Genomic DNA, 26,775 nt, shown 5'->3' on the forward strand with positions numbered 1-26,775 from the left:
GGAAAGTCAATGAAATCAACGGTCTACCCAGACCACCCCCGCGCCAGTGCTAGCTTTGCGTACCGTCACTTATTGCACTGAAAACGAGGAGACCCCGAGCGAGGCGAAAAAAAACCGCCTCGGGGTGTCCGAGGCGGCAAGTCTGCATGCGGTTCAGGGAGGAAGAAACCGCGCCGGCGATCAGGGAGGAAAACCGCGCGGCCTGATGTGCAGCTCGGCCACTTTAGCCGGATTTTTCGACTTATCCGATGCGAGCGGCCCGCCGTGGGCGCTGCTCGATCTGCTGTTGCTTTTTCTCGACGTGCTTCTGCTCCTGGTGCTGCTGCTCGTCGCGCTGCACCTGGCTGATGGCCGCGCCGATCTGCCGCTTCACGCCCTCGATGCCCAGCTCGCTCTTGTGCGCCAAGTCGTTGAAGTCGGTGTGCTGCTTCATCGTGGACAGCGCCGCGATCTGCGCGCCGCTCAACATCGACGCCTTGAGCTTGGCCGCCTCGTCGCCGGCCAGCTCGACCTTGCCGGCGGCGGCGTCGGCAAGGCGCTGCTCGGCGCGCAGGTGGGTCTTGAAGCTGTCGGGCGTGATGGCGGGCAAGTCGCGCGGGTAGGTGTTCTCGGCCGGCGCGAAGATCGGGAAGATCGCCTTGCCGCCCACGGCCTGGGCGGCCGCCTCGGCCTTCTCCCGGCCGGGGTTGTTGCCGTGGGTCATGACCAGGTGCCGGTCGTCGTCGCCGGCGATGATGACCGGCTTGTCCGGGAACTTGGCGTGCAGCGCCTTCGCCACGGCCTCAAGGTTGCCGCTGTCGAAGGCGGCGACCGTGGCGTGGCCCACGGCCTCGGCCACCTGGGCCGCCGTGGCGTAGCCCTCCGAGATCACCAGCGCCGGCGCGGCCGCCAGGGCGTCCATGCCGCCGACCGGGTGGAAGCATCCTTCCTTCTTCGAGTCCTTGGCGAACCGCTTAGTGCCGTCCTCCTGGATGTATTGCATCGTCCATTGCTTGCCCTCTGCGTCGAAGGCCGGGATGTAGGTCTTCTGGCCTTCGCGGTCGGTCATCACGCCGGCCTGCGCCTGGATGCCTTTGGCTTGCAGGTAGGGCGTCGGCTGCTCGATGGGCACGAGGTCGGCCATCTGCCGACCGACGCGCTGCGCGGTGGCCTCCTGGGCCTTGTCCTGCTCGACGGCTCGCTGTGCCAGCTTCTCGGCCGCCTCGGCCTGGAGCTTGGCCTTCTCCTGGTCGCTCAAGGCGTAGCCCTTGCTCTTCCAGGTAATGTCCGTGCCGGTCTTGTTGTTGATGATCCGCCCGGCCGGGTGCCCGTCCAGGTGGCCCACGTAGAAGCCATCGAGCGCGCCCTTCTTGCCGCCCTCGACCGGCACGCGGTGCCGCTTGCCATCCATGATCGGGTGATCGCCCTGGGCGTTGCTGCCGGTGAACAGGCCGGCGCTGCGCATGGCCTCGGCGAACTCTTCCCTTGGCGTCATCGCTGGCCCTTGCTGGGCCTGCACGTTCTCGGGCTTCCAGCGTTCGAGCTTCGCCGCGTCGGCGCGCGGGCCGACATACCAGGACTTCGCGGCCTTGTCCCAAAGCGCGCCGGCGGCCTTGGCCGCGTTGCGCTGCTCGTAGGGCACGGCCAGGTACTGGCGGGCCTGCTGGGCCTGCTGCGCGGGCTTCTGCGCCTCGCCCTGGGCTTCGGGTGCCGGCTGGGCCGAACGCGGCTCTACGGCCGCTGTAGCGGCTCCCTGCGCCCATTTGGCGAAGGGAGCGGCATCGGTGCCCGGCGGCACGTACCAGGACTGTTGCTGCCGATCCCAACGCGCCCCGAGGCTCTTGGCCTCGTCCTTCTCCTTGTACGGCACGTTGATGTACTGCCGTTCGGGCTTCTCGGCCTGCGGCTGCGCCTGCTGCCGCTCGCGTTCCTGGCGCTCCAGCTCGGCCGCGCGGCGCTGCGCGTCGCTGTCGTTGAGCATGGCCGACGCCTCGGCGGTCTTGCGTGCCTCTTTAGCGGCTGAAATGTCCTCTTCGGTCGCGTTGGGGTCGCGCCGTACACGCTCTTCCTGCACGCGGGCCAGCTTGGCGGCGCGCTCGTGCTGGTTGTCGGTGCCCAGCGCATCGACCAGGTGCAGGCGCTCGGCCAGAGCCTCGGCCTGGCCCTCGGTGCGGGTGCCGGCGACGAAGGCAAAGGCGTCCTCGCCGAACTGCGCATCGGCCTTGCGCGCGTAGACCTGGAACGCCTGCGGCTCGATGCCGGCCTGGGCGGCATCGACGGTCTGGCCGTCCTGCTCGGCCACGCCGACGATGCGCAGCTCTCCGCTCCAGTCGGGCGGCAGCTCAACGCCAAGGTGTTGACGGGTCGCGTCGGCGAACGCCTGGCCGTCGATCTCGCCGGCGGCGAGCTGCCGGCGCGCGGCGGCGGCCTGCTCGATGCCCTGCACCGCGTCGGCAGGATGGGCGGCCAGCAGGGCGGCCGCCTGGTCGTTGGTCGGTGGGGTCATGTTCGCCTCCTGGTCTGCGACGGCCGCTTGCTGCTGGGTCAGCGCCGGCAGGGCCATCAACTGGTCGGGCGCGTAGTTGTTCAGCTCGTCCAGGCTGCGAACCTGGTGGGGTTCACCGTCCTGGTCGTGGAACGCAAAGATGCGCTGGCCGTCGCTCCACCTGGCTTCGGCGTCGATGCTCGACACGATCTGTTCGCCGTGCTGCTGGAGCTGCTGCGCGAGGTGGAGCTGTTCGGCCATGTTGGCGAACTCTTGCGCCAAGCCCTTGCGCTCCAGGTAGGCGTTGTCGGTGTCGGTGTGGCTCGGGTCGATGCCGAACACCGGCGACAGCCGGTCATGCGCGACCGCGTAGAACTGCTCGGGATCGGTGCCGGTGATGCTGCCCACGGTTTCGAGGCCACGGCTGCGCAAGGCGTCTTCCAGGGTGTCGCCCTGGAATGCCTGGTAGTGGCTGAAAGACACGTCCGGGTTGTCCAGGACTTCGGCAATGTCCACGGCCAGGGCCTGGGCCACGGCTTCGTCCTGGGCCTGGCTCTGCTGCTGGTCTTGCTCCTGAACCTGCTTCTGCTCGAAGGCCAGCACGTAGTCGTGAATCTTCTCGGCATCGGCGGCCGCGCGGAACACCTCCAGCGGCTCGTCTTGCAGCGCCTTGATCCACGAACCCACATAGGCGGCGTGCTGGCCCGGATCGTGGCCGATGCCCAGCTCGTCGCCGACGATCATGGAAGCGATCTCGGCGCGCAGCTCTTCCTTGGCGTACCCCTCGCTCCCGAACGGGTGCGCCAGGTCGCGGTCAAGGCGCGAAGCGTGGCCCGTCCAGTGGCCCAGCTCGTGCAGCGCGGTCGCGTAGTAGCGGTCGGAGCTGGGGAACTGGCCGCGCTCCGGCAGGGTGATGCTGTCGGTCGAAGGGCGGTAGAACGCCCGATCACCGGCGGCGTGGGTGATCGTCGCGCCCGAGGCTTTCAGGATGTGCTCGGCGCGCTCGACGGCGTTCCAAGTCTGTTCCTTCTTCGGCTGGAGCGGCGGCAGGCCGTCGATCTGCTCGCCGTTGAACACGGTCGCAAAGAACACGCGCGGCCGCTCCAGCATGACGGTTTCCTTGACCGGCTGGCCCTTCGCATCGAGGACGGGCCGGCCGCTGTCGTCCAGCTTGTCTTGCTCTTCGCTGAACTTCCAGTATTGAACCGGCGTGCCTTTCTCGCCCTTGCGAACCTGCGCGCCCACGGCGGCGGCCTGCTTGTAGGTCATCCAGCGCGCATCGCTGCGGCCCTGGGCCATCAGGTGGATGGCGTTGATCCCTTTGTACCGCTTGCCGGTGGTCGGGTTCATCGGCAGGTAGGCGTTGGGTTCGCCCGGCTCCCACGGCTTTTGCCACGGTGCGGTGCCGGCCTTGAGCTGCTCGATCAGCTTTTCGGCCACGACTTCGTGAAACGGCTTCTTCGGCTCCATGTTCTCGTCCCTTCGGAATAGCTCGTTGAACTGAGGGAAGTTCTGCTGTGTCCGGGAACGGTCGCGCAGGCCCTGGGCGACCATGCACACGATGTTGTGCAGGTCGTCGGCCTGCATGGGCCGCACGCGGGCGATGCAGGTTTCCGTGAATGACTGTTGGCCGCGCTGCTGCACCTGGTCGGCGACCTGGTGCTGGCTCGGCTCGATGCCCTCGCAGTGCAGGGCAAACACTTCCTCGGCGCGCACGTCCAGGGACTGGCCGGCATAGCGCCGGTTCACGTCATCCCATAGCGGCTTGAGGGTGGGTTCGTTGCGGGCGGCCGCCAGGCCGTCCAGCAAGGCGCGCTTCTCGCCCGGCGCGAAGGTGTTGGCCCCGTAGTGGCCTAGCACCTCGTGCCGCAGCGTCATCAGTAGGTCGCTGGCGCTCTCGACGTTCTGCAAGGGCACGTCCACGCGGCCACGGTAGGCGCGGCCGGCGTGCAGCGTCTCCTTGGGCACGTAGCCGCCCTTCATGTCGGCCGGCACCTCGGCCGCTCGCGGCCCGTACAGCTCGGCCGCGTCCTCGCGGAACTTGTAGGCCAGCTCCAGCGCGCCGGGGTAGTCGCGGACGAAAGCCCGCGTCACCCCTTGCGCCTCGGCTTTCGTGATCGGCATGGGTCAGCCCTCCGAAGCCTTGCGCGCGGCGGCCTGGGCAACCGTCTCGCCGGGCCGCAGGTCGTACAGCTCGCGGGCGTTCGTGGTGGTGATGAACGGCGGGATGTCGGCGCTCGGGCCTTCGTCGTCCAGGAATGCCGGCTCCAGCGCGCCATCGACTTCCACCAGGTCGTCGCCGCTCGCGGCGGCGTCCTGCTCGGACAGCGCGTCCTCCACGAACGCGCCCACGCGCTCGGCTTCGTCGGGGTCGAACTCGACCTGGAAGCCGGGCGTCAGCGCGTCGGCCATCTTCTCGCGCACGGCCTCGCGGCCGGCGGCGTCGTCGTCAACCGGCGGCAGGACGGCCAGCGGCTCGTCGTGGGCGGCGGTGTTGGTGGTGGTTTGCTCGTTCATGGTCGATCTCCTTCGCTGTGGTCATTCGGATGCCGGGCCGTTGCGGCCCTTGCTGTAGTCGGGCCGACCCTTGAGGTCGGGGTAGGTCTGCTTGCATGTGGGGAAGTTGCTGCAACCCCACCAGAATTGCCCCTTCTTCTTGCTCGGCCGGCGCGACAAGCCGCTGCCGCAGGCCATGCACTTGTGAAGGGATGACACCGGCGCGGCTTCCTTGCCGCCGGCGATGGTCACGGCTCCGCTGTTGGCCTTCGCCACCTGGTCGCGGATGAACGTCTCTTGCTTCGTGATGAAGGCGTCCAGGGCGGCCGTGCCCTGCTCGACGCCTTTCAGCATCCGCTCGTAGAGCGCGGTCAGCACCGGGCTTTTCACAACCTCGGGCAGCGCGTCGATGACGCTGCGGCCGAGGGTCGTGCTGATGATCTGCTTGCCTTTGACGGCCAGGAACTCGCGCCGCTTCAACTCGGAAATGATCGACGCGCGGGTGGCCGACGTGCCGATGCCGTCGCCCTCGCGCAGCATCTTCTTGTGCTCGGCATCGCTGACGAACTTGTGGATGTTCTCCATCGCGCGGATCAGCGTGCCCTCGGTAAAGCGCGCTGGCGGCTTCGTCTTGGCGTCCTTGCGGGTGGCGTCCGTGCAGGTCACGGCGTCGCCCTGGGCCATCGACGGCAGGGCCTGCGTGCCGCTGTCGTCGTCCTCGTCCTTCTCGCCTTCCTCGTCGGCCTGGCTGTACACGTCACGCCAGCCGTTGCGCGTGACTACCTTGCCGCTCGCGGCGAAGTTCTCGCCCGCGATCTCGACGCCCACGGTGGTCTGCATGTACTCGTGCAGCGGGTAGAACTGCGCCAGGTAGGCGCGCACGATCAGGTCGTAGATGTTGCGCTCGCGCTCGCTGAGGGCGGCCTTGCTGCCCTTCTGCATGGTCGGCACGATGCCGTGGTGCGCGGTGATCTTCGAGTCGTCCCACGTCTTGGACTTGATACGCGGATCGGCACCATCGACCAGGCCGGCCAGTTCGGGGTTGACGTGCTTGATCGCCTCCAGCACGCGCGGCGCGTCGGCGTGCTGCGACTCCGGCAGGTAGGCGCAGTCGGTGCGCGGGTACGAGGTCAGCTTGTGCGTCTCGTAGAGCGCCTGGCAGGTGTTCAGCACGTCCTCGGCGCTGTAGCCGAACTTGGCCGAGGCCAGTGCCGTAATGTCGGACAGGGCGAAGGCCAGCGGCTGGTTCTGCTTCTTGGCCTCCTGTTTGTACGCGGCGATGGTGCCCGGCTGGCCCTTGACGGCGGCCACCAGGGCGTCGGCGACGGCGGTATCGACAAGGCGGCCTTCGCTGTCCAGGCCGGCTTGATCCTCCTTCGCCTTCCATGCGGCGGCGAAGCTGCCGCCGGCGTGCTGCACCACCGCCCGGATGGTGTGGTACGGCACGGCCTTGAATGCCTCGATCTCGCGGTCGCGGGCGACCACGAGGGCCAGCGTCGGCGTCTGCACGCGGCCCACGGTCAGCAGGGCGCGCGAGCCGCCGCGCTGCGCGCGCAGCGTGTACGCGCGGCTGAGGTTCATGCCGATCAGCCAGTCGGCGCGCTGCCGCCCGCGTGCAGCGTCGGCCCAGCCTGCATAGGTGGTGTTCTCCTTCAACGCGGCCAGGCCGCGCTTGACGGAAACGGAGTCCTGCGCGCTCACCCAAAAGCGGCGCACCGGCTTGCTGTTGCGGAAGTGCTCCAGCACTTCGTCAACCAGCAACTGGCCTTCGCGGTCGGGGTCGCCGGCGTTGACGATCTCCTTGGCCTCCTTGAGCAGCTTGCCGATCACGGCGAGCTGCTTCTTCGCGTCGTCCTTGGGCTTGAGAATCCAGCTCTCGGGGATGATGGGCAGCTCATCGACGCGCCAGACCTTCTTGCCGGACTGGCCGCGCGGCACGTCATCGGGCGTGTACTCGTCGGGGTCGGCCTGTTCGAGCATGTGCCCGAAGCACCAGGTCACTTTGTCGGTGCCGCACTCGATGAAGCCGTCGCCCTTGCCGGTCGCGCCCAGCTCGCCGGCGATGGCCTTGGCGACGGACGGCTTTTCTGCGATGAAAAGGCGCATGGTGTGTCTCCCTACCAGGTGATGACCGGACGGATCACGGTCTTGATTTGCGAACGATTGATCGGGCCGAAGTAGCGGCCGTCGAAGGATGTGGCGCTCACGTCCGACATAAGCAGCACCTCGGAATTGCCGAGCGTGTAGCTGTTGGACTGATAGCGCGGCAGCGGCCGACCGGCCTTGTCGGCCTTGATCGGCGCGCTGAGGGGCAGCAGCTCGCCGTTGACGCGCACGCCGTCATCGGCGACGGCGACGGCATCGTCTTTAGCGGCTAAAACGCGCTTCATCATGTAGCCGTAGCCGCCCTGGCAGAAGCCGGCCCCGATGTAGCCCCTCTCCTTGGCGTCATCGAACACGCCGAGCTGCGGCGGGCAGAAGAGGACGTAGGCCCCCTTCTCCACCGGCGCGCTGCTCGTCCAGTACAGGCCGACCGGAATGCTCTTGGTGGTGTTCACGCGGGCACCGGCGGCATAGCCGCCGGCGGCCAGCAGCAGGGCGGCCACGCCCGCGATGACGACGCCTGCCGCGATGCGTTTCAGGATGCGGCTCATATCGTGATGCCCTCCCCTTCCGTCTCGGCCTGTGCGACGGCGCGCAGGCGGTCGCTGACCTTGGGCGCAGGGATCGCGGCGCGTGCCGAGAACACTGGGTCTTTGAAGTACAGGGGTTGCTTGCCGTAGATCGCCGGGTAGCCCGCGACGTAGATCACCATGTCGCCGGCTTCTTCGATCTCGCCCTGGGCGTTCTTCTTTGGCCCCGGCATGCGCAGGCATTCGTCGGGCGTCAGCAAGGGCCGCTGCACTTCCTGGTAAGTGCGCGACACCTGGCCCAGCATCGCCGCCGTGCGGCGGCCGCTGGTCGTGATCTGCTCCTTCACCACGGTGGTCTGCCCGGTGAGGCGGGACAGGTGTTCGGCCGTCTCGACGCGGTTGGGCGGGTAGGCGTTCTGCACGTGGCAGTTCGACGTGATGCTTTCGTCGTGGCCGTAGCCCGTCTCGCGGCTCTTGAGCTGGTTAATGTCCTGGCAGATGAGGTAGCACTTGATGCCGTAGCCGGCCACGAAGGCCAGCGACTCTTGCATGATCTCCAGCTTCCCGAGGCTCGGGAACTCGTCCAGCATCATCAAGAGCCGGTGCTTGTAGTGCGCCACCGGCCGGCCGCCCTCGAAGTCCATCTTGTCGGCCAGCAGGCGCACGATCATGTTCACCATGACGCGCACCAGCGGCCGCAGGCGGGCCTTATCGTTGGGCTGGGTGACGATGTAGAGGCTTACCGGGTCGTCCTCGTGCATCAACTGCTTGATGCGGAAGTCCGACCGGCTGACGTTGCGGGCCACCACGGGGTCGCGGTACAGGGCCAGGTACGACTTGGCCGTGGACAGCACCGATCCGGCTTCTTCCTCGGGCCGATCCATCATGTCGCGGGCCGCCGAGCCGATGGCGTGATGGTTCTGGCCGTCTACGTGCCCGTAGGTCGCCATTTCCATCCAAAGCTCGCCAATGTCCCGGTTCGGGTCGGCCAGCATCGCATCGACGGACGGCAGCGTGGCGGTGCCGCCATCGTCCTTGGCCTTGTACAGCGCGTGCAGGATCACGCCGACCAGGAGCGCGAAGGCGGTCTTCTGCCAGTGCGAGTCCAGGCCCTTGCCGTCCGGGTCAACGATCAGCGTGGCAAGGTTCTGCACGTCACCCACCTCGTATTCGGTGCCGAGGCGGATTTCGTCCAGCGGATTCCAGCAGACGCCGCCCGAGGTGCTGGCCGGCTCGAAGCGCAGCACCTTGTTCTTGGCGTGCTTCTGCCGCCAGCCGGCGGTCAAGGCCCACAACTCGCCCTTCAAGTCGGTGATGACGCTGCTCGCGCCCCACGACAGCAGCGTGGGCACCACCAGGCCGACGCCCTTGCCCGAGCGCGTGGGCGCGTAGGTCAGCACGTGCTCGGGGCCGCTGTGCCGCAGGTAGAAGAAATTGCCGTCCTTGTCCTGCCAGCCGCCCACGTACACGCCGGTAGCCGTGGGTGCGGCCTTGCCGGTGACGATCTCCAGGACGTTGCGCTCGCGTGGCAGCAGGCCGGCCGCCTGAATGTCCTTCTTCTCGGCCCAGCGGGCCGAGCCGTGCAGGTACTCGTTCGCCTTCGAGCTGTTGGACGTGACGACCTTCGCCACGGCCACGCCCAGCAGGCCCACGGTCGAAACCAGCATCCCCATGCTGCCGGCCTTCATGATCTCGTCCGGGTACTGGCTGTACCACTTGTACGTCCAGTGCAGGATCGACCAGGGCGCGTACACGTGGCCCACGTTGGGGCCGAGGGTCGCGTGATAGGCGAACGTGTGGGCGAAGAACTGCGTCGCGGCCTGGAGGCCGCCGACCATCGAGGCCGCGCCCAGCACCGGCAGCAGCTTGCTCGGCTTCGGTTTGGCGGTTCGGACTTGCGGCCCTACCGCGTTGTTCATCTTGATCTTCATCTACTCCTTCCTTTCGACGTTTTGATGGAGCCTTTCGCGGTGATCGAGACGGCATCGCCGACCGCGATGCGCGTCAAGCGCCGGGCCGTGGCCTGGTCGATGGGCATAACCATGACCTCATCACCTCGTTTCAAGAGGGCCAGCGCCTGGCCCTCGATAGTCCTGGTGCCCTGGAACGTGAGCGCACCATCACCGGCAGTATATCGGGAATGCTTCGGTATATCGAAACCTTTTAGGCGCTTTGCCTCGCGTTCGGCGATGTACTTGTCGGCGGCGGCGACGCCCGGCGGCGTCTGGCCTACTCCTGTTCCTGGCCGAGAAATTCCCCGTCGCAGTGCGTGATCTGGTTGGGTTCCTTGCTGCTCCACGTGACGAGGAACATCACGCGGCAATAGCACTTCACTTCCGCCGGCGATGCGAACCACACCGAGTTCGGACAGTGCTCGCAAACGGTGCTGGCTTTGGGGCGGCGGTTTTCTTCCAAGGCGTCCAACGTCGGGCTTCCGGTGGACGGTGGCGGCGTGAAGGCCGGCGTCGGCGCGGTCGCCTCGGCCGGCGGCTGGCCGGCCGTCGCCTGCTCGGGCGACGGCTGCGGCTCCGGTAGCGTGCTGGTCGGCAGCGGGCCGCTGTCCAGGGCCGCCAGCGCCGCGTCCAGTTCGTCCTCGATGCTCTGGTCTTTCGGTTCGCTCATGGGTGTTCTCCTTGTTCAAAAGCGCCTGCCGCCGGCTCTCAAGAGCCGGATCGGTGAAGGTGATGGGTAGCTGGGAATCGACGGCGGCGCGGATCATCTGCGCCTTGAACTCCACCGTGCCGTTGACGGTGATGCGGTTGCCGTAGCGTTGCATCGCCAGGCGCAGGGCTTCTTGCAGCCCTTCGCGCGTGGCCTCGCGGGAGACTTGCAGGCGGTCACCGTCATCGCGCACGGCGCTCATGCCGGCGCGGAAGATGATCGTCCCCTTCTTCGTGATGTTGTCCACCGCCGGCGCGTGGCCGGGCTTCGCCTGGCCCTCGCCCCGGATGGTGTTGCCCTTGAGGCCCTGGGCCGCCTCGCGGGCGCGCAGGGCGGCCAGGGCGTCGGCGCCGCCGTGCTGCGCCTCCTTCTTGAGCCAGTCGGCCCACGTGCGCCGGCGGTGCTCGGCGTAGAGGGCCGTGCGCTCCTGCTGGAACTGCTTGTTGATCGCCTGGATTTCGCTGCGCAGGGCCTTGCTCGCCTGGGCGTACAGCAGCTTCTTGTTCGCGCGGCCCTCGCCGACCACCTTAATCGTGGCGCGGCGCAGGCGGTTCGACCTCTTGGCCGCCTCGATCAGCCGATCCTTGCGATGCCGGGCGCGCTCCAGGGCCTGGGCGCGCGCCGTGGTCAAGTTCTGCTGCTCGGCCTTGTACTTCGCGTACAGCTCCACGGTGTTGACGCGAAGGCGGATGGGGTCTTTGCGGTACTGCCGCTTCGCGGTGGTTTGCGCCTGCCGTTCGGGCGAAGCCTCGAACGGGCCAAGCCGCGCCTCCAGGCTCGGCTTGGAAAGGTCGCGGGCTACTGTGCTCGCCTTCACCATCGTTCCGTCGCCGGCCTCGAACACGAGGCCATTGGCGCGGACGCGCAGCTCCATTCCGTTGTCGCGCATGACCTGGTGCAGTTCCTGCCAGGACTGCGCGCCCTTGATCTCGTCCAGGCACTCGCGCTTGACCCAGCCGACCAGGCTTTCAACGCCGGCATGCCGCTCCATGTCGGCGGCCCGGCCCTCCGCGCCGCGCTTGCGCGGCTCGTGGTTGTCGCGCTCCAGGCCGTAGTCGCGCTCCAGGGCCGTGCAGAGTTCCGCCAGCGCCCGGTGCGGGTAGTACGGCTCGTGCATCGTGTGCCGCGTCGGGTGAATCTTGTTGATGGCGATGTGGATGTGCAGGTTGTCGGTGTCGTTGTGGACGGCACTGATTCGCTGATGCTCGCCATAACCCAGCCCGACGCAGATGCGTTCCTCAATCGCGCGCAAGGTGTCGGCGCTGGGCTGCTCGCCGGCCCGGAAGCTGACGATCAGGTGGTAGGTCTTGTCGCCCTTCGCGCGGGTGTTCGTGTGCTGGGTCGCCAGCACCTCCGTGATGGCGTCCTGGATGGAACCGGCTTCGCAGTTCGTCGCCTGCACGTGGCCCAGCCGGTGGTCTTTGCTTTGGGCGTCGGTGATGTAGTTCGCCAGGCCCGCGAAGTCGCTCTTGCCAAGCGAGCGCATCGGCACGTGCTTGGCGATCATGGCCGCCCCTCCGGCTTTTTAGCCGCTAAAGAAGTCAAGGCTCGGCCCTCGGCTGAACCACGGCCTTCATGATCCGGCTCATTTCGTCCTGGGTGGCCTCGATCCGGCCCAGCAGGGCCAGGATGGTCGCCTCGCCGAACTGGAGCGTTCGCACGTCATCGGTCAGCCAGAGCTTGAGCAGGCCGCCAAGGCGGCCAAGGTCGCCGTTGACGCGCACCAGCTCGCGCACGTGCTGGTAGTCCATGACGCCCTTGATCTGGTAGCCCTGGCCCACGTCGCGCAGATAGCGCGCCACGCTGACGCCCGCCCTCTTGGCGTTCGCCTCGATCTCGTCTTTCTCTTCGGGGAACACCGGCACCCGCAGGTGCTGCCGCCGCCGGCGGCCGTGTTCCTTTTCGTCGTTCTCCATGCCTCGCCTCGTCTCTCATGCCGGCGGTAGCCGGCTGCCTCGCAGAGCAGGATGACCCGTTGAGCGCCCCCGGCGCGAATAAGGGACAGTGAAGATAGATAACCGGCTCGCCGGTTAGCTAACTTCACACATCCTGCCCGCCTTACGGCGTTAATAACACCAAGGAAAGTCTACACCAGCCATTACGATTTATCCGCAACTATCGCGCTATCAGGCCGCAAAAGCAGCAACGGATATAGCGAAACCCGCCACAATGGCCCATAATGCCGCTATCGAAGCGTGCCAATGCACGCCGATAGCGGACTTTTTGCGTTTCCGTAGCGCCGCTTAGTAGCGTTACATTTGCGATGAGAGGATTAGATGGACGAACACGATGCCAAAGACCTACCCCGAAGAGCTGGCTGAATGGGTGAAGGGACGGGAAGCCAAGAAGCCGCGCCAGGACAAGCACGTGGTCGCGTTCCTGGCCGTCAAGAGCGACGTTCAAGCGGCGCTCGATGCGGGCTATGCGATGAAAACGATCTGGGAGCACATGAAGGAAACCGGCCGGCTGCGCTGTCGGTACGAAACCTTCACCCAGCACGTGAAGCGGTACATCAAGGCCGCGCCGGTAGCTTCCCCGCCGCCTCCCGCCACTCCCCCGGACAGCCAGCCCAAGGGCGCGAAGCCCGAGCCGAAGGCCGCCCCGCCGGCCTCGGAATCCAAGAGTGAGCCGCCCAAGATCGGCGGCTTCACGTTTGATGCGACTCCAAAGAAAGAGGATTTACTGTAATGGCGAAAATTCACATGGTTCTGCAAGGCAAGGGCGGCGTCGGCAAGTCGATGATCGCGGCCACCATCGCGCAGTACAAAGCCGGCAAGGGACAGAAGCCGCTTTGCATCGACACCGATCCGGTGAACGCGACGTTCGAGGGCTACAAAGCCCTCAACGTGCGCCGGCTCAACATCATGGACGGCGACGAGATCAACACCCGGAATTTCGACGCCCTGGTCGAGATGATCGCGTCGGCCGAGGGCGACGTCATCATCGACAACGGGGCCAGCTCGTTCGTGCCGCTGTCGCACTACCTCATCAGCAACCAGGTGCCGGCGCTGCTCCAGGACATGGGCCACGAACTCGTGGTGCATACGGTCGTCACCGGCGGCCAGGCCCTGGTGGACACGGTGAGCGGCTTCGCCCAGCTCGCCAGCCAGTTCCCGGCCGAATGCCTGTTCGTGGTCTGGCTGAACCCGTATTGGGGGCCAATCGAGCACGAGGGCAAGGGGTTCGAGCAGTTGAAGGCGTACACGGCCAACAAGGGCCGTGTGTCCGCCATCATCCAGATTCCGGCGCTGAAAGAGGAAACCTACGGCCGCGACTTCGCCGAAATGCTCCAGGATCGGCGCACCTTCGATGAGGCCCTGGCCGATTCGGCGCTCACGATCATGACGCGGCAGCGGCTCAAGATCGTGAAAACCCAGCTCTTCGCCCAGCTCGAAAACGCGGCGGTGCTCTGATGGCGGCCGACGACAAGATCGAGGAGCTGATACGGGAGATCGCGGCCAAGCACGGCATCGCCGTGGGCCGCGACGATCCGATCTTGATCCTCCAGACCATCAACATGAAGCTGATGCAGGACAGCGCATCGGCCCAGCAGGAAATCTTGGACGCCTTCAAGTCGGAACTGGAGTCCATCGCCCACCGATGGGGTGATGACGCCAAGGGAAAGGCGGAAAGGACGCTCAACGCGGCGTTGGCGGCCAGCAAGGACGCCATGACGCGGGGAATGCAGGAGGGCGCGAAGGCGGCCGCCGAGGCCGTGCGGCGTGAGGTTGAGGCGGTGACGGCGCAGCTCGTCGCGCCGATCCGCGAGGCGCGGCGCGTCGCCATGATGAACATGGTCGCGGCCGGCATGGCGGTCGTGGCCGCCGGCCTGGCCCTGTGGGCCTCGCTGTAGATGGCGATGCGGGATCTCATCGTCAGAACTGGCGATGGTCGACCGCGCCGGCGGCATCGCCAGGTTCGGCGATGCTGGCCAGCTCCCGGCATCGTCGCTTGTGACGATGCTGCAGGATGATTCCGCCAGGCCCTCGGCGGGCCTCCCTCGCCAGAAATGGCGATGCTCGAGAAAAAAGCCCGGCGACCGCCGGGCTTCGTTTTTATGCGGGCCTGGCTGACAGGCCCAAGGACTGCGATCTCCCTGGCCGCTCCTGGGCCTGGGATTGCTTGCGCTCCTGCTCCTGCTTGCGCATCAGCAGCTCATGCCGGCGGGCGGCCTCGCGCATGGCATCCCAATCGGAAGCCAGCTCGGGGTTCTCGGCGCGCATCTTGCGCGTCGCCAGCTCTTCGATCTTCGGCGAGTGCAGGCCCATGCCTTCCTTGATCTCGCGGACGGCCTCCAGGCGCGCGTGAAGCGTCTGCAAGCGGGCCTGCTGCTGCGCCTGCTGGTTCTGCCAGGCTCGCTTAGAGCCGGGCAAGGAAAGCCGGCCAGGCGCGGACGCCTGGGTCTGCTGCAAGCGGGCCTGCTGCCGGTCGATCAGGTTTTCTAGCCTGTCCTCGATGTGCTCCACCTGGTCGTGCTTGGCCTGCACGTAGAGCGCCAGGGTTTCGGGGTAGGACTGCTCGACCGGGGCCGCCTCTAGGGTGGCCTGCTGCTCGATCTCGGCCGCCTGGGCGGCCTCCAGCAAGTCGGCTCCGGTGTCCTCGCGCGAAGCGCCGAAGGCGGCACCGCCGAGGGTGGCCGGCGCGCTGACGCGGGCCGGCTTGGTGGCGCGGCTCTCGGTGCCGCTGCCGGGGATGGTGAGTCGTTTCAAGGGCGTGCCTCCTTTTTAGCCGCTAAAGCTACATGGAGCGCCCCCGCGTCAGTTTCGGGGCCTCTGCGGCGACTGCCGCCTTGCCCTGGGCGTTGTAGCTGATGCTCTTTGCGCTCCCAATTTCAGGTACTTTATCGAAATCTGACCGAGCGTGCATGACAAAGTTCTTGCCGATCTGCTGGTACACGTTGGTGGCGTCGGCATGAACGATCACGCCGGCGTGGGTCTGCTTCTTGTCGGCCGCTTGGGCCGTGTACAGGTTGTAGATGCCGGGCTTCAACGCGCCCGCCTTGTCTACTTTCTGATTCGTCCAAGCGCCGTCCTTTTCGGCCTGAACGATGCGTTGACCGTTCATGACCAAGAGGCGTTCTTTCATCGGGCACTCCTATGGTTGCCGTGGTTCTCAAAAGGGTGATGGTGGCCCCATGCAAGCCGCGCTCCAACAAAAAAGCCGACCTCGGCAAAGCGAGGCCGGCTCTTCCCAGCGGCCGGGTTGTGCGTTTTGTCAGGGTTCCAGGGTAATTTTAAGGAAAACCAACCGATTTATCAGGTCTTTTTGCGTCCGCCGCTGGTCGGATCGGCCGCCCGGCCTTGCGCCATGACGGTTTCCAGGGCCTCCAGCCGGCCGCGAAGCCCGGCCGCTTCCTCGCGGGCCTGGGCAGCGTCGCGCTTCGCCTGGTCGCGCTCGCCCTGGGCGGCGGTCAGCCGCTCGGCCTGGCGGTGTGCCTCGGCCGCCATCGCCTTGCGCTGCTCCTGGTGGGCCTGCTCGGCCGCCTCGGCCTTGGCCTGCACCTTCACCAGCTCCGCGCGCACCTGGTCGCGCTCGGCGGCGGCCGCCTCGGTGGCCTTCCGCTGCTCGGCCTGAGCGGCGCGCGCCTGGTCGGTCGCCTGGTTCGCCCGCTCCAGGTCGGCACGCAGCTCGCCGGCGCGGCGCTCGATCTCGGCGGTACGGCTGTTCGCGGCCGCGAGGTCGGCCCGCAGGGCCTCCACCTGGTCGGCGCTGGCCGTGGCCCTCTCCTGGGCCTTGTCGCGCTCTGCGCGCGCCTGGCGGGCTTCCTGATGGGCGTGATCCAGCTCCGTGCGCAGCTCGCCGGCCCTGGCCTCGGCCGTGGCCGCGCGCTCGCTGGTCGCCGCGAGCTTGCCGCGCAGCTCGTCGGCCTCGCCCTTGGCGGCCGCCTCGACGGCCTCCAGGGCCGCGACGCGGGCCTTGGCCTCGTCCAGCTCGCCGGTGAGCTGGTCGGCCAGCTCTGCGGCTTCCTGGCGCGCTGCTTCCGTCTCCTGGCGCACGGCCTCCAGCGCCTCGCGCTCGGCGGCCAGGCGGTTGTTCGCCATTTCCAGCGCCACGGCCCACAAGTCGCCGCCCAGCTCGGCCAGCTTGTCGGTGATCGCCTGCGGTGCCGGCTCGCGGATCGGGGCGGCCTGGCTGGCCTTGCGTGCGCGCCACTCGTTCATCGCCTCGCTGATGGTGGTGAAGCTGCCGCTGCCGAGCTGCTTGCGCACGTTCGCCAGCGTGGGGTTCTGGCCGGCCGCGTCCAGTTCGTCGGCCACCGCAAATATCTGCTCCTTCGAGATCGCCATGTCGGGCCTCCTTTGGCCGGTTGTATGTTGTAGCGTGTAGCATACTACAACATACAACACTACGCAAGCGGTTTAGCTGAACTTTTTTTAGCGGCTAAAACGCGGGCAAAAAAAAGCCCCGCTCGATGGCGGGGCGATGGGTGGGGGTCGGTGGTCGGCGATGCCCGGCGCTGGGCGTGTCAGCCCTCCAGCAGCGCGACAAGCTGCACGGTGCCAAGGTCGGCCTCGAACTCCTGGCCGTCATCCTCGTATTTGAGCCAGGCCCAGCCCTCGGCCGGGGGCCGGCGGTTGAGGATCAGCCGTGCCGGCCGGTCGTCGTGCTTGACCTGGATGATGGCCTTCTTGAGCTTGTCGGGGTCGGCCTCCTTCGGCTCCTTCTTCCCCTTGGCGTCATCATCCTGCGGCCCCTGCTCGCCGTCGCCGGCCTCGGCGTCGGTCTTGCCGGTCAGCGCATCGACGGTGTTGGGATCACGGTCGCCGTCCTCGTGACTGCGCTTGTCCTCCAGGAACTCGCGCAGCAGCTTCACCGAGCCGCGCGTCAGCTCCTGGCTGTCGTCGGCCAGCCAGGCGGCCACCTCGTCGGGGTTCTTCTTGTAGGCCGTCACCAGCTCGTTGATGACAGTCACGTCCTTGCCCCGGCCGCTATTGAACGCCTCGGCAATGGGTTCGGGCAAGTCCAGCAGCGTGACGTGCTGCGTGACGAAGGCCGGCGACTTGCCGATCTCCTTGGCGATCTCGCCCTTCTTCTTGCCCTTCGCCAGCTCGCGGCCGATGAAGTCGGCGATCTCACGCGCCGTCAGCTCATTGCGTTGCAGGTTCTCGATAACCTGGTCGGCCTCGTTGTAGTCGTTGTCGATGAAGGCCGGGATCGTGGTCTTGTGCGCCCACTTCGAGCCGCGATAGCGCCGCGCGCCGTGGTTGATGAGGTAGCGCCCCGGTGCGTCCGGGTTCTCGCGCACGCTGATGGGCGACTTCACGCCGCGCGCTTTGATCGTCTCGCCGATCTCCGCGATGCTCTCCGGCGAGAAGCCGGGGTTGTCGGCCGTGCGCGGCTGGTGCGGGTCTTCGTCGATCAGGTCAAGCGGCAGCTCCTGCGGGCCTGCGCCGCCGGCGTTGGCCGCCGGCTGCTCGTTCAGCAGGCCGGCCAGGTCGCCCAGCCCGTCCAGGCCCAGCCCGGACGATTGCGGCTTGTCCTGCTCCTTCTTCTTGGCGTTGGTCTTGGCGCTCATTGCGCGATCTCCATCTTCGTGAACACGTAATCCGCCAGCGCACGCACCTCCTGGGTGGCCTTCCGCGCGGCGGTCTTCTTGATCTTCCACACCGGCATCTGCTCGCCCAGCGCCTCGGCGATGCTGTCACGCGCGCCGATGCTGAACGGCAAGATGAGCTGCGGGTATGCCTGCTGCAACGTCGCCAGGTTGTTGACGTGGCGCGGCTTCCGCGCGTCCACCTTGTTCGGCACCATGCCGAGGAAGCGCAGCTTGGGGTTCTGCTTGCGCAGGTTGCTGATGACCGCGACCATCTTCTTCATGCCCTGCAAGCTGTACGCCTCCATTTCGATGGGCGACAGCATGTAGTCGGCCGTCAGCACGGCCGCCGTCATGGCGACGCCAAGGGAGGGGGCCGTGTCGATCAGGCACACGTCGAAGAACTCGCCCAGCGCGGCCACACTGGCCCGCAGCGCGGCGGCCGCCTGGGAAAGCTCCATCTTGTCCAGGTTCGCCAGGTTGGCGTCTGCCGCGATCAGCGCCAGGCTCTCGCCCTCGCGCTTGCCGAACCAATACCGCAGGTCATCGGTGTCGCCGGTGAACAACTGGCTGGCGAGGTAGCCCGATTGGTACGCCGACAGCGTGAACGATGCGTTGCCCTGGGTGTCCAGGTCGATCACGGCCACGCGAAGGCCGCGCTCCAGGAAGTCGAATGCCAGGTGGCAGGTGGCGAACGTCTTGCCTTGACCGCCCTTCTGAATTGCCGTGACCAGTGTTTTCATGACTTGGGTTCCTGTTTCCTCTTGGCGTCTGCTTCCCACTTCTTGACGATGAACGCTTGATGCTCCGGCAGTACCGCCGTCACTCGCTCGAAGCCCTCGGGGAGCTGTTCCCCTGCTGCTGCCCATACGCGACTGACCGCCTGCGACACCGCCCCCTTGGTCAGCCCCAGCGAAGTGACAAACTCCGCCTGGGGCCGGCCATCGACCAGCACGCCGCGCGCTATGTCGATGGTCTGCTGCCCGATCTCCAGCCCCTTGATGGCCGTCTGGAATTGGGCTTCGGTTAGCCGTTTCTTCATGGATTGCACCCATAACACTCCACACCCGGTTTGTTGAACAAATGGCGGTGCCAGCCGCCGACCATGTGCAGAAGTTTAGCTAAACCATGCGAAGCCGTCAAGCGTTTTAGCGGCTAAAAATTTGTTCGCGCCTTGTCGATGGCCGATGCCGTTGCGGCCGTCGCCCGCGCCTGTCGCCAGTGGTCGGAATCCACCGCGCACGCGCAAAGCGTGGCCCCGTCCTGGTCGTAGAACACGGCCGGCCGGCCCTCCACCTTCGCCTCGATGCGCAGCGCCTTGGCAGGCAGGCCCAGCCCGTCCGCGATGACGGCCAGGGTGGCGCGCTGCAAGGCCAACTCTTCCCCCTTGGCGTCAATGAGCTGTGCCGCATGGGCGGCACTCAGGAAGAACGTCATCAGCGGGCCTACGGTGCGCGTGCCGCCGCTGGCAAAGCACACGTCGAAGGAACCGCCGCCCACGTGCGGATCGACGCCCTCCACGAGACGCCAGGGGTCAAGGCCCCATTCTTCGGATTGCGCGCTGTACCAGTAGGCCGGCGCGTCGCCGTTCAAGTCGCTGTCCGCGTACTCGCGCACCAGGACGGCCACGCGGCCAGTGGTCGGCTCCACGAAGCCAGGCGGGTAGGGGAGGGTCTGCTTTGCCATGTCAAAGCCCTTTCGGTTTGTAGATCGAAACGAAGTAGGTGATCGCGGTCAGTGCCGCGAAGTACGCCAGGAACGACCAGCCGGCATACACGCCAGGCGTGTTCCAGTGGTAGAGCATCCGCACGAACTGGAAGAAGGTGATGATCGCCAGCACCCACTTGAGCACCGGCCAGACCAGCACGGTCGCCACCCATACGAACTTGACCAGGCCGGCCACCAGGCCCCGGCCTTCGGCCTTGGGTGCGGCAGGCGCAGCAGCGGGCGCGGCAGGCTGCACCGGCTCGGGAGCCGGCGGCTTGCTCGCCCTGGGGAACTTGACGATGTTGGACATGGCTTGACCCTCCACGCGGTTACGTGTTGAATGCTGGATGCTCCCACTCGGAAGCATGGTTACGGTGTGCCAGCACCAGGCCAAGCGCCCCGGATCACTCCGGGGCGTTCCTCCACCTGGGGCCGTCGAACGTGTGGAATGCCGTCATTGCAGCGTCGCTCCGCTCATGCGTCGCACGGCCGCCGCCAGCAGCATTTCCGTCAGCTCGTTATCTTCCTCCGGCGTGATGCAGCCGCCGCAGATGCTGCCGAACTTCTCGCGGGCATCATCGGCGCCGATGATGGTGTGGCTCAAGGTTCGGATGCTCTTGCCGCAGCGCCGGCAGCACGTCTCGATGATCTCGATCTTGCCTTTGCTCATGGGACTGTTTCCTCTTGGCGTTCCGTTGATGACCCGGCCGAAGCCGGGCCGCCTTCCCTTACCAGCCGACGCTGCGCTTGGCCTGCTCGACCGCTTGGCTCGACCATTCGCCCTTGGCACTGGCCTCCAGGCTCAAGGCGGCGAAATAGGCTTTGCCGCGCAGCTCTTCCGCCTGCTTCACCAGCTCGGCCGCCTCGGCCATCGTGGCCTCGATCTGGTCGCGGCGGGCTTGGAAGTCGGTGGCTTCCACATTCGGCAGGGCGTCAACCCAAGGCATGATCTTGTTCTTGCTCATCGGAACCTCTCCGGTAATCGACCTGGGCGGAATGCCCGGCCTTCAAGTGCTATATTAGGACAAAATGTCCTAGCCTGTCAAGCACTTTAGCTAAACTATTTTCGCTTTACCGTAGTCCGATGCCTAGCACTTTAGCCGCTAAAGCCTCTTTCCCTGGCGTCAAGCCTCTTTCCAGATCAGCCCGAGGCCGGCGTAGTCGCACAGCAGCGCCCACGCGGCATAAGGGATCGGCGTGTCCTCGCCCACCCATCGCCGGATCGTCCGGTCGCCCTTCGGGCCGAGGCCCAGCACCTTCGCGGCTTTGCCGCCGGTGAGGCCCGCCAGGCGCAGCACCTCGCGCACCTCTTCGCCGCTCGGCTGCGCCCACCGCTCGGCCGGCTTCAAGCACTCCAGCCGGATATTGGCGTCGTTCGTCATTCGTTTCTTCTCCTGGTCACGTGATAAGCCGCAGTTGGTCGAATCCGTAGATCGACTGAATGCAGCTCGGGTCTGAATCCACCACACGGCGGCCCGCGCGGTTGGTCTTGTATGTCACCGGCCGGTCGTCATGCGCCCACACCTGGCGGGTGTCTGGATGCACCTTCACGATGATGACGCGCTTGCCGATCTCCTTGGCGAACACCGGATGGTGGACGCTCACGATCTCGCACCGTTGGCCTGGTGCGGGCGTGAACTCCACCAGGTCGGCCGGGCCTGCATCGCCATTCCTGGCGGTGCTGCAGGATGCTTCGCCTGCGCCCGGCATCGTCGCTTCTGGCGATACAGGCCCAGCCTCGGCCTTGCAATCGTCAGCTTTGGCGGTGCTGCAGCGCATCGCCGTTTCCGCCGATGCGGGATCTCGCTCGCGGCCCCCGGCCTTTCCCTTGGCGTTCGACCTGGCGGCCCTGGCCGCCTTGACCTTGCCCGCCGCCTCGGCCGCCCAGCGCCGCGCGATGAACGCCTTGTGCGCCGGCAGCACCACATCGACCAAGACGAAGCCCGGCGGGATCGTCACGGTCGCCGGCTCGCGCCGCGCCGGCGGCACCAGGCCGGCCAGCCAATCGGGCAGGGGAGCGTCGGCCAAGCGGTCGCGGTAGTTGGCCTCGATCAACACCGGCCGCTTCTTCTCGGCCAGCATGGCCGTCAGGATGCCGCGCGCAACCTCGTCCACGGTCATGCAGCCCCGCGCCGTGTCGAAGTGCGAGCGATAGCCCGTCGCCGAGATAAACGGCCTGTCCAGGTCAACCGCGTGGAACTGAAAATGCGCGTTGAGCGGCCCGCCATAACCGGCCTCGTACTCCACCAGGGCGCGCACGTCGCCCGCCACGGCCAGGAACTGGCCGCGCTGGCCCCACAAGGGCACGTCCCCCGGCACCGCAGCGCAATGCCGCTCGATGACGCGGCCGGCGGCCTCGTCGTCGGCCATGCACCCGAAGTTCGTGCCGCCGTTCAGCTTCCAGATGATCGCCTCGTATCGGTCGCCGGCCAGCTCGGCCGCCGCCCCGTCGCCGCGCATGACAGCCGCGTCGATCTCCACCACGGCCGCAACGGCCGCAGCCAGCAGGCCGTCACGGTCTGCCGGCAGCTCGGCCAGCAGCTCGGCCGCCGGCGCGCTCCAGTCCTGGCCCGCCTGGGCCGGTTGCTTTGTTCGCTTCGCCATCGCTTGACGTGCTCCTGGTGCAGCCCCGGCCGGAGCCGGGGCCGCCCCTCATCAGTCAATAGCCCGGTAGATCGCAGCGGCCTCGGGGTGGCCGGCCGCGAAGCCGCGCAGGAAGTGATAGCGGTCGATCAGGGCGTCGGCCGCGTCCGTGCCGGCGATCTCGGCCGCGAGCTGGCCGAGCGCGAACAGGGTTGCGACAATGCCGGCGGCGTCGGCCGACAGTTCGCCCCGGAAGCCGTTGCCGTCTACCTCGATCTCCAGGCGCTCGGCCAGGTCGGGGGCCAGGTAGAAACCGCCGTCCGACAGGGTGTAGTAGTGCCAATACGCGCCGTTGTAGCGTTCGCAGAGCCGGCGCAGCCAGGCGTACACAAGGGCCTCGCCGCGCATCATCAGGCGCGGGCCGAAGTAGGTAGGCAAGAAGTCGAGGCGCTGGGCCTCGGCGACCAGGGAAGCGGTGACGGGTTGGTCTTGGGTGTTCATCGGAACTCTCCGGTAGTTGACCTGGGCGACATGCCCGGCCTTCAAGACGTATATTAGGACAAAATGTCCTAACCTGTCAAGCACTTTAGCTAAACTTTAGCCGCTAAACTGGACTTCGTCCCCTTGGAGTGATAGGATTGAATCCTATTGAACCGAATGGAGGCCGCCATGCGAACCACCCAGCAACTGAGCATCACCCTGCCGAACGACATGGCCGACGTGGTGAAAACGAAGGTCAAGACCGGGGAGTACGCGAGCGAAAGCGAGGTCATCCGCGACGGCCTGCGTGCGCTACTCGCGCGTGATCGCGCCGTCGAGTCCTGGCTTCACAACCAGGTCGGCCCGGCGTATGACGCCCTGAAAGCCGATCCCTCCCGAGCCGTCACCGCCGACCAGGTGCGCGCCCGCCTGGCCGCCGAGCATGCGAAGGCGCAATGAGCTACGCGGTCGTCTTCTCGCCCGAGGCCGAAGAGCAGCTTGCCGAGCTGTACCGCTACATCGCGGCGGCGGCGTCGCCTGACGTTGCCGCTCGCTACACCGAGGCAATCGTCACCTATTGCGAAAGCCTGCGCACGTTTCCACTGCGCGGCACCATGCGCGACGATGTGCGGCCCGGCCTGCGCATCACGAACTACCGCAAGCGCGCCGTGATCGCCTTCGATGTGGCCGGCGATCTGGTTTCCATCATCGGCGTGTTCTACGGCGGGCAGGACTACGAGTCGATCCTGCACGACGACGCGGACGACTGAATTCCCCCGCTTCTTGACACTTGAGGGGCGCAATCACGCCCTGGGCCTGGCAGGCCGACCCCTCCCTTGGCGTTCAACCTTGCGGCCTTCGAGCTGGAGCCATCTTCCGACTTGGCGACGGCGCAGGAGTCACCGCGGCCTTGACAGTTGGGGAGTCCAGAGGGGGCCTTGGCCCCCTTTGGAAGAGCACGAACTTCTGCCAGGCGCTTGCGCCTGGCTATGGTCAGCCGTAGCGCCGTAGGCGCTCCATTCTTGGGGTGAAGGCCGTAGGCCGAGGGGCAACGCCCCTGGGGGGATGGGAGGCCGCTTTAGCGGCCGGGTGGGATCGAGAAGGGGGGGCACCCCCCTTCGGCGGCCGATTATTCTGCGGGGCACCTTGGGCCGGTTTGCCGCTTTTTTCGACACCCGGTTATAACAACTAGGTTTAATATAAAGGTTATGAAGGGTTAAAAGCCGGTTAGCTTGACCGGAAAACGCGCGCAAGCCGTTGATACGCCAAGGAAAAGGCTCGAAGGGCCGCCCCTCAAGTGTCAATGGATAAGCCCCTCAAGGGTCAATAGTCTGCCCGTCAAGTGTCAAGGATCGCGCCCCTCATCTGTCAGCACCCCCGCCCCTCAAGTGTCAGTACGGCAAGGGCCTTGCCAACAGGCTTATCCACAACTTCTGTGGATAAAGCCAGCCCGATCAAGCACATAGGCCGCCTCGACGGCCTCCGGCGCGGCTCCAGCCGGCCGATTTCGAGGCCGGCCCCTCATCTGTCAGCATCGCGCCGGGGTGCGCTGCCCCCCAAGTGTCAAGAAACGCCCCTCAACTGTCACCAGCCGGCGTTTTGTCCCCAAACGATCCACAAGGCCGACCAGGCAGCGCCGGCCCTCTATGGCCCCGAGAAGGGGCCAGAAAGGCCCGCCAGGGCCTCGTAGCCTAGCGGCGAGGGCCACCGGCCCGGTGAGCGTCGGGAAGGCGCTGGAAGCCCGCCAGGGGCGAGACGGGCGGCCGTGGCCGCCTGGCTCGATGCGTAGCACGACATAGCCGGTTCTCGCGGCCGCCGGCCGGGAGAATCCCCCGCAGCTTGGCCCCTCAAATGTCAAAGAGCGGATCTCATCGTCGGAAGTGGCGATGGGGCCCTCGGGGCATCGTTGGATGTGGCGATGGTCGACCGTGGCCAGGACGTGGCCAGGACGTGGCCAGCCTCGCCGGAAGTGACGATGCTGCAGCTCGACGTGCGCGAGCTGGTGCGCGGTACTGCCTCGCCGGAAGTGGCGATGCTCGAGAAAAAAAGCCGCCTCGATCTCGGGCGGCTCCAGGGGAGGGCAGGGGGGCGATCACCGCTTGCAATGCACCAGGTCGTCGTTCACCCACGCACTTTCGACCAGGCCGTTTTCGCGCAGCTCGTCGCACGCTTCGCCTACCTGCTCGCGCCACTTCTTCGGCCGGGTGGAATCCGAGCCGCACATCAGCCGGAACGTCTCCAGCTTAAGCGGGTACGGCTCCTTGTGGGTGGCGAAGTAGTCGAACATGCGCCGCGCGGTGGGCGACAGCTTGCGGTACTTCTCCCACACGAATTTCGTGTAGTGGTCGCCGGCGAACAGCACCACGATTTCGGCGTCGATCTCGACCTGGCAGCGCGACGTGCGCTTGCCGCGATCCAGGACGCGGAAGCGCCGGATCAGCGACACCGATTCGAGCCGGCCGATGCGTTGGGATGAGAACTGCATGGCCGACGCCTGGAGCCGCGTCAGGCATTCCTCGGCCCTTGTGTAGTACCGACCGTTGATTGACCAGTCCAAGTCCTGGCAAAGCTCGTAGAACGTGAAGGAAACCGGCTCTCCGAGCGCGGTGCGCTTCGCGTACTCCAGCACCTGGGCGAATACCAGCTCGTCGTCGTCGGCGCGCAGTTCGATCCCGGTGTAGGTGATCTCCACGTCTTTGTTGACGTGGTAGATCGACTGGCCTTGCAGCGCGGCGCGCGGCACCTTCTTGTTGCGGACGGTGAAGATCGCCGACCGCCCGAAGTCGTTGGGCAGTGCCCGCATGTGATCCGGCCAGGGAGCCAGGTCGAACAGCGAGAGCTGCATGTCCTTGATCTGCTGCTTCGTGTGCTTGAGCAAGGCCGTCTGCTTGGCCTCGCTGACCTTCTCGGCCAGCTCACCGCCGGCCGTTCGCTTCTTGGTCGCCATCGCACTACTCCGTTTGTCCTGGGCCAGCGCGCCGATCTGCTCGGCCATCTTGTTCACGGCGGTGCGCGGTTCGGGCGGCAGGCCCATCGTGCGCGCAAGCTCGGCCGATTCCTGCGCCATGCGCTCGGATCGCTCGACGGCGGCACTTGCCGGCGTCGGTAGCTTCGGCGGCAAAGCCGCCTCGTTGTCGCCGGCCGTGGCCGGCAGCTCGAAGAGGGAACCGGCGGGGCGGAAGGCCCCGCCGGCGCTGCCCGAGTCCCTGCGAGCGGCGGCGGTACGGGCGGCAAGGTCGGTGGCGTCGGCTTCGCTAAGCCCGCCCTCGATGAGCTTGCGCCTGTATTCCTGCTCGTTGAACTCGTTCTGCATCTAATCTCCCTCCTAGCATACTGCCCGGCCGTGGCCGGGCCTGGCCTTACTGGCCGCCGCCTGGCGCTTTGGTGTCCAGGTATTCGATTTCCTCGGCGATGAAATCGAACCCGTATTCGGTCTTGCCGTCCTTCTCGTACTTCGTCGGCTCGATGCGGCCCTGGACGAACACCTTGGAGCCTTTGCCCAGGTACTTGCCCGCGTTCTCGGCCAGGCCGCCGAACGACTTGATGCGGAAGAAGTCCGTCTGCTCCTGCTTCGCACCGGCTGCGTTGCGCCACACGCGATTGACAGCCAGGTCGAAAACGGCGCGGGCGCTGTTTTCGCTATGGCGAACGTCGGTATCGCGGGTAAGATTACCGATAAACTGGAACAGGTTGTGGCTCATTCGTCATGCTCCTTTCGCTAATGGAGTCGTCAGTTTAGCTAAACCTGCGTCCGTGGTCAAGAACTTTAGCGGCTAAAATTTTCTGCCGCCCGCACCGAGAAGGCATACGGGCCTTGTACAACTACATCTTCTTCACGAACGTGCTCCGGCTGCTCGATGAGCGGCACATGACGAAAAAGGAGCTATCGGACAGGTCGGGGGTTTCGATCTCCTTCCTGTCCGATCTCACTACTGGCAAAGCCAACCCCTCCCTAAAGGTGATGGAGGACATTGCGCAGGCCCTTGAAACTCCCCTGCCGCTCCTGCTTGAATCGACCGACCTGGACAAAGAAGCCCTTGACGCCCTGGCCGGCGGCAAGGCACCCCGAAGCCTGCCGCCAGGCTTCGAGCGCGTGGCGGCCGTGCTGCCAGAACACCAGGCGTTCATCGTCAAGAAGTGGGGCGAAGCGACAAGGAAGAAACTTAGAGGGAGTTGACGCCAGGATGTGAGAAGGGAAGGGAAGCGGCGCGGAACTG

General features: G+C 66.3%; 28 protein-coding genes. 6 read left to right on the forward strand and 22 right to left on the reverse strand.

Annotated features, from left to right (window positions below):
* Window positions 1-241: 241 nt before the first annotated feature.
* From CCX87_RS19835 to traJ, 7 genes are read right to left on the reverse strand one after another with little or no spacing between them, the layout of a single operon-like run.
* Window positions 242-4,588: a zincin-like metallopeptidase domain-containing protein gene (locus CCX87_RS19835; RefSeq protein WP_011117147.1), complete on the reverse strand. Its 4,347-nt coding sequence runs from the start codon at window positions 4,586-4,588 to the stop codon at window positions 242-244.
* 3 nt (window positions 4,589-4,591) lie between these two features.
* Window positions 4,592-4,981, reverse strand: coding sequence for a protein TraD (locus CCX87_RS19840; protein ID WP_006122510.1), 390 nt, complete (start codon window positions 4,979-4,981; stop codon window positions 4,592-4,594).
* Between the two features lie 21 nt (window positions 4,982-5,002).
* Entirely contained in the window at window positions 5,003-7,066 is a 2,064-nt protein-coding gene (locus tag CCX87_RS19845; RefSeq protein ID WP_011114056.1) for a DNA topoisomerase III, read from the reverse strand.
* Between the two features lie 11 nt (window positions 7,067-7,077).
* Window positions 7,078-7,614 carry a conjugative transfer signal peptidase TraF gene (gene traF, locus CCX87_RS19850; protein WP_006122512.1) on the reverse strand — a complete coding sequence of 179 codons (537 nt, stop codon included), beginning with the start codon at window positions 7,612-7,614 and terminating at the stop codon, window positions 7,078-7,080.
* Window positions 7,611-9,524 carry a type IV secretory system conjugative DNA transfer family protein gene (locus CCX87_RS19855; RefSeq protein WP_000694765.1) on the reverse strand — a complete coding sequence of 638 codons (1,914 nt, stop codon included), beginning with the start codon at window positions 9,522-9,524 and terminating at the stop codon, window positions 7,611-7,613. Before CCX87_RS19855 ends, traF begins: the two co-directional genes overlap by 4 nt.
* Window positions 9,521-11,761, reverse strand: coding sequence for a TraI/MobA(P) family conjugative relaxase (gene traI, locus CCX87_RS19860; protein ID WP_011117146.1), 2,241 nt, complete (start codon window positions 11,759-11,761; stop codon window positions 9,521-9,523). Before traI ends, CCX87_RS19855 begins: the two co-directional genes overlap by 4 nt.
* Before the next feature lie 34 nt (window positions 11,762-11,795).
* Entirely contained in the window at window positions 11,796-12,170 is a 375-nt protein-coding gene (gene traJ / locus CCX87_RS19865) for a conjugal transfer transcriptional regulator TraJ (RefSeq protein WP_000426567.1), read from the reverse strand.
* 373 nt (window positions 12,171-12,543) lie between these two features.
* On the opposite strand from traJ, the gene CCX87_RS19870 reads away from it, so the two are divergent.
* From CCX87_RS19870 to CCX87_RS19880, 3 genes are read left to right on the forward strand one after another with little or no spacing between them, the layout of a single operon-like run.
* Window positions 12,544-12,942 carry a TraK family protein gene (locus tag CCX87_RS19870; protein WP_001127128.1) on the forward strand — a complete coding sequence of 133 codons (399 nt, stop codon included), beginning with the start codon at window positions 12,544-12,546 and terminating at the stop codon, window positions 12,940-12,942.
* Entirely contained in the window at window positions 12,942-13,667 is a 726-nt protein-coding gene (locus tag CCX87_RS19875; RefSeq protein ID WP_001062597.1) for a nucleotide-binding protein, read from the forward strand. Before CCX87_RS19870 ends, CCX87_RS19875 begins: the two co-directional genes overlap by 1 nt.
* Window positions 13,667-14,107 carry a conjugal transfer protein TraM gene (locus CCX87_RS19880; protein ID WP_000718516.1) on the forward strand — a complete coding sequence of 147 codons (441 nt, stop codon included), beginning with the start codon at window positions 13,667-13,669 and terminating at the stop codon, window positions 14,105-14,107. The genes CCX87_RS19875 and CCX87_RS19880 overlap by 1 nt, the downstream gene beginning before the upstream one ends.
* A gap of 202 nt (window positions 14,108-14,309) precedes the next feature.
* On the opposite strand, the gene kfrC is transcribed toward CCX87_RS19880, so the two are convergent.
* From kfrC to CCX87_RS19945, 13 genes are all read right to left on the reverse strand, one after another.
* Window positions 14,310-14,963, reverse strand: coding sequence for an IncP plasmid survival protein KfrC (gene kfrC, locus CCX87_RS19885; RefSeq protein WP_000826922.1), 654 nt, complete (start codon window positions 14,961-14,963; stop codon window positions 14,310-14,312).
* Window positions 14,964-14,991: 28 nt separating this feature from the next.
* Window positions 14,992-15,339: an IncP plasmid survival protein KfrB gene (kfrB, locus tag CCX87_RS19890; protein WP_000664557.1), complete on the reverse strand. Its 348-nt coding sequence runs from the start codon at window positions 15,337-15,339 to the stop codon at window positions 14,992-14,994.
* A 170-nt stretch (window positions 15,340-15,509) separates the two neighbouring features.
* Complete coding sequence (locus CCX87_RS19895) at window positions 15,510-16,541, reverse strand: DNA-binding protein (RefSeq protein ID WP_011117145.1); 1,032 nt, start codon at window positions 16,539-16,541, stop codon at window positions 15,510-15,512.
* 179 nt (window positions 16,542-16,720) lie between these two features.
* Window positions 16,721-17,770, reverse strand: a complete 1,050-nt coding sequence (locus CCX87_RS19900) for a transcriptional repressor gene korB (RefSeq protein WP_011114060.1) — start codon at window positions 17,768-17,770, stop codon at window positions 16,721-16,723.
* Complete coding sequence (locus CCX87_RS19905; RefSeq protein ID WP_000855329.1) at window positions 17,767-18,531, reverse strand: ParA family protein; 765 nt, start codon at window positions 18,529-18,531, stop codon at window positions 17,767-17,769. Before CCX87_RS19905 ends, CCX87_RS19900 begins: the two co-directional genes overlap by 4 nt.
* Window positions 18,528-18,830 (reverse strand): transcriptional regulator KorA, encoded by a 303-nt coding sequence (locus CCX87_RS19910; RefSeq protein ID WP_010890110.1) that lies wholly within the window; start codon window positions 18,828-18,830, stop codon window positions 18,528-18,530. Before CCX87_RS19910 ends, CCX87_RS19905 begins: the two co-directional genes overlap by 4 nt.
* Before the next feature lie 113 nt (window positions 18,831-18,943).
* Complete coding sequence (locus CCX87_RS19915) at window positions 18,944-19,474, reverse strand: DUF2761 domain-containing protein (protein WP_011117143.1); 531 nt, start codon at window positions 19,472-19,474, stop codon at window positions 18,944-18,946.
* 1 nt (window position 19,475) lies between these two features.
* On the reverse strand, window positions 19,476-19,805 hold the full coding sequence (gene kleE, locus CCX87_RS19920) for a KleE stable inheritance protein (protein ID WP_010890113.1): 330 nt from the start codon (window positions 19,803-19,805) through the stop codon (window positions 19,476-19,478).
* Window positions 19,806-19,949: 144 nt separating this feature from the next.
* Complete coding sequence (locus CCX87_RS19925; RefSeq protein WP_010890114.1) at window positions 19,950-20,165, reverse strand: DUF2688 domain-containing protein; 216 nt, start codon at window positions 20,163-20,165, stop codon at window positions 19,950-19,952.
* Window positions 20,166-20,223: 58 nt separating this feature from the next.
* Window positions 20,224-20,460, reverse strand: a complete 237-nt coding sequence (kleA, locus tag CCX87_RS19930) for a stable inheritance protein KleA (protein WP_000041932.1) — start codon at window positions 20,458-20,460, stop codon at window positions 20,224-20,226.
* Window positions 20,461-20,619: 159 nt separating this feature from the next.
* Entirely contained in the window at window positions 20,620-20,877 is a 258-nt protein-coding gene (korC, locus tag CCX87_RS19935) for a transcriptional repressor KorC (RefSeq protein WP_011117141.1), read from the reverse strand.
* Between the two features lie 16 nt (window positions 20,878-20,893).
* Window positions 20,894-22,099, reverse strand: a complete 1,206-nt coding sequence (locus CCX87_RS19940; RefSeq protein WP_011405605.1) for a protein KlcB — start codon at window positions 22,097-22,099, stop codon at window positions 20,894-20,896.
* Window positions 22,100-22,150: 51 nt separating this feature from the next.
* Window positions 22,151-22,579, reverse strand: a complete 429-nt coding sequence (locus CCX87_RS19945) for an antirestriction protein (protein ID WP_001095942.1) — start codon at window positions 22,577-22,579, stop codon at window positions 22,151-22,153.
* 168 nt (window positions 22,580-22,747) lie between these two features.
* Here CCX87_RS19945 and CCX87_RS19950 point away from each other — a divergent pair, with 168 nt between their 5' ends.
* Both CCX87_RS19950 and CCX87_RS19955 read left to right on the forward strand, forming a co-directional pair.
* A complete protein-coding gene (locus tag CCX87_RS19950) occupies window positions 22,748-23,017 on the forward strand; it encodes a ribbon-helix-helix domain-containing protein (RefSeq protein WP_001260984.1) in 270 nt (89 codons plus the stop codon).
* Window positions 23,014-23,328 (forward strand): type II toxin-antitoxin system RelE/ParE family toxin, encoded by a 315-nt coding sequence (locus CCX87_RS19955; protein ID WP_011117139.1) that lies wholly within the window; start codon window positions 23,014-23,016, stop codon window positions 23,326-23,328. Before CCX87_RS19950 ends, CCX87_RS19955 begins: the two co-directional genes overlap by 4 nt.
* Window positions 23,329-24,650: 1,322 nt before the next feature.
* Here CCX87_RS19955 and trfA read toward each other — a convergent pair.
* Both trfA and CCX87_RS19975 read right to left on the reverse strand, forming a co-directional pair.
* Window positions 24,651-25,871 (reverse strand): plasmid replication initiator TrfA, encoded by a 1,221-nt coding sequence (gene trfA, locus CCX87_RS19970; RefSeq protein WP_011114072.1) that lies wholly within the window; start codon window positions 25,869-25,871, stop codon window positions 24,651-24,653.
* Between the two features lie 46 nt (window positions 25,872-25,917).
* Window positions 25,918-26,259 (reverse strand): single-stranded DNA-binding protein, encoded by a 342-nt coding sequence (locus tag CCX87_RS19975; RefSeq protein WP_000019167.1) that lies wholly within the window; start codon window positions 26,257-26,259, stop codon window positions 25,918-25,920.
* 113 nt (window positions 26,260-26,372) lie between these two features.
* Here CCX87_RS19975 and CCX87_RS19980 point away from each other — a divergent pair, with 113 nt between their 5' ends.
* Complete coding sequence (locus CCX87_RS19980; protein WP_010890126.1) at window positions 26,373-26,735, forward strand: transcriptional regulator; 363 nt, start codon at window positions 26,373-26,375, stop codon at window positions 26,733-26,735.
* Window positions 26,736-26,775: the final 40 nt, after the last annotated feature.

Source organism: Acidovorax sp. T1 (assembly GCF_002176815.1).
GTDB lineage: Bacteria > Pseudomonadota > Gammaproteobacteria > Burkholderiales > Burkholderiaceae_C > Acidovorax.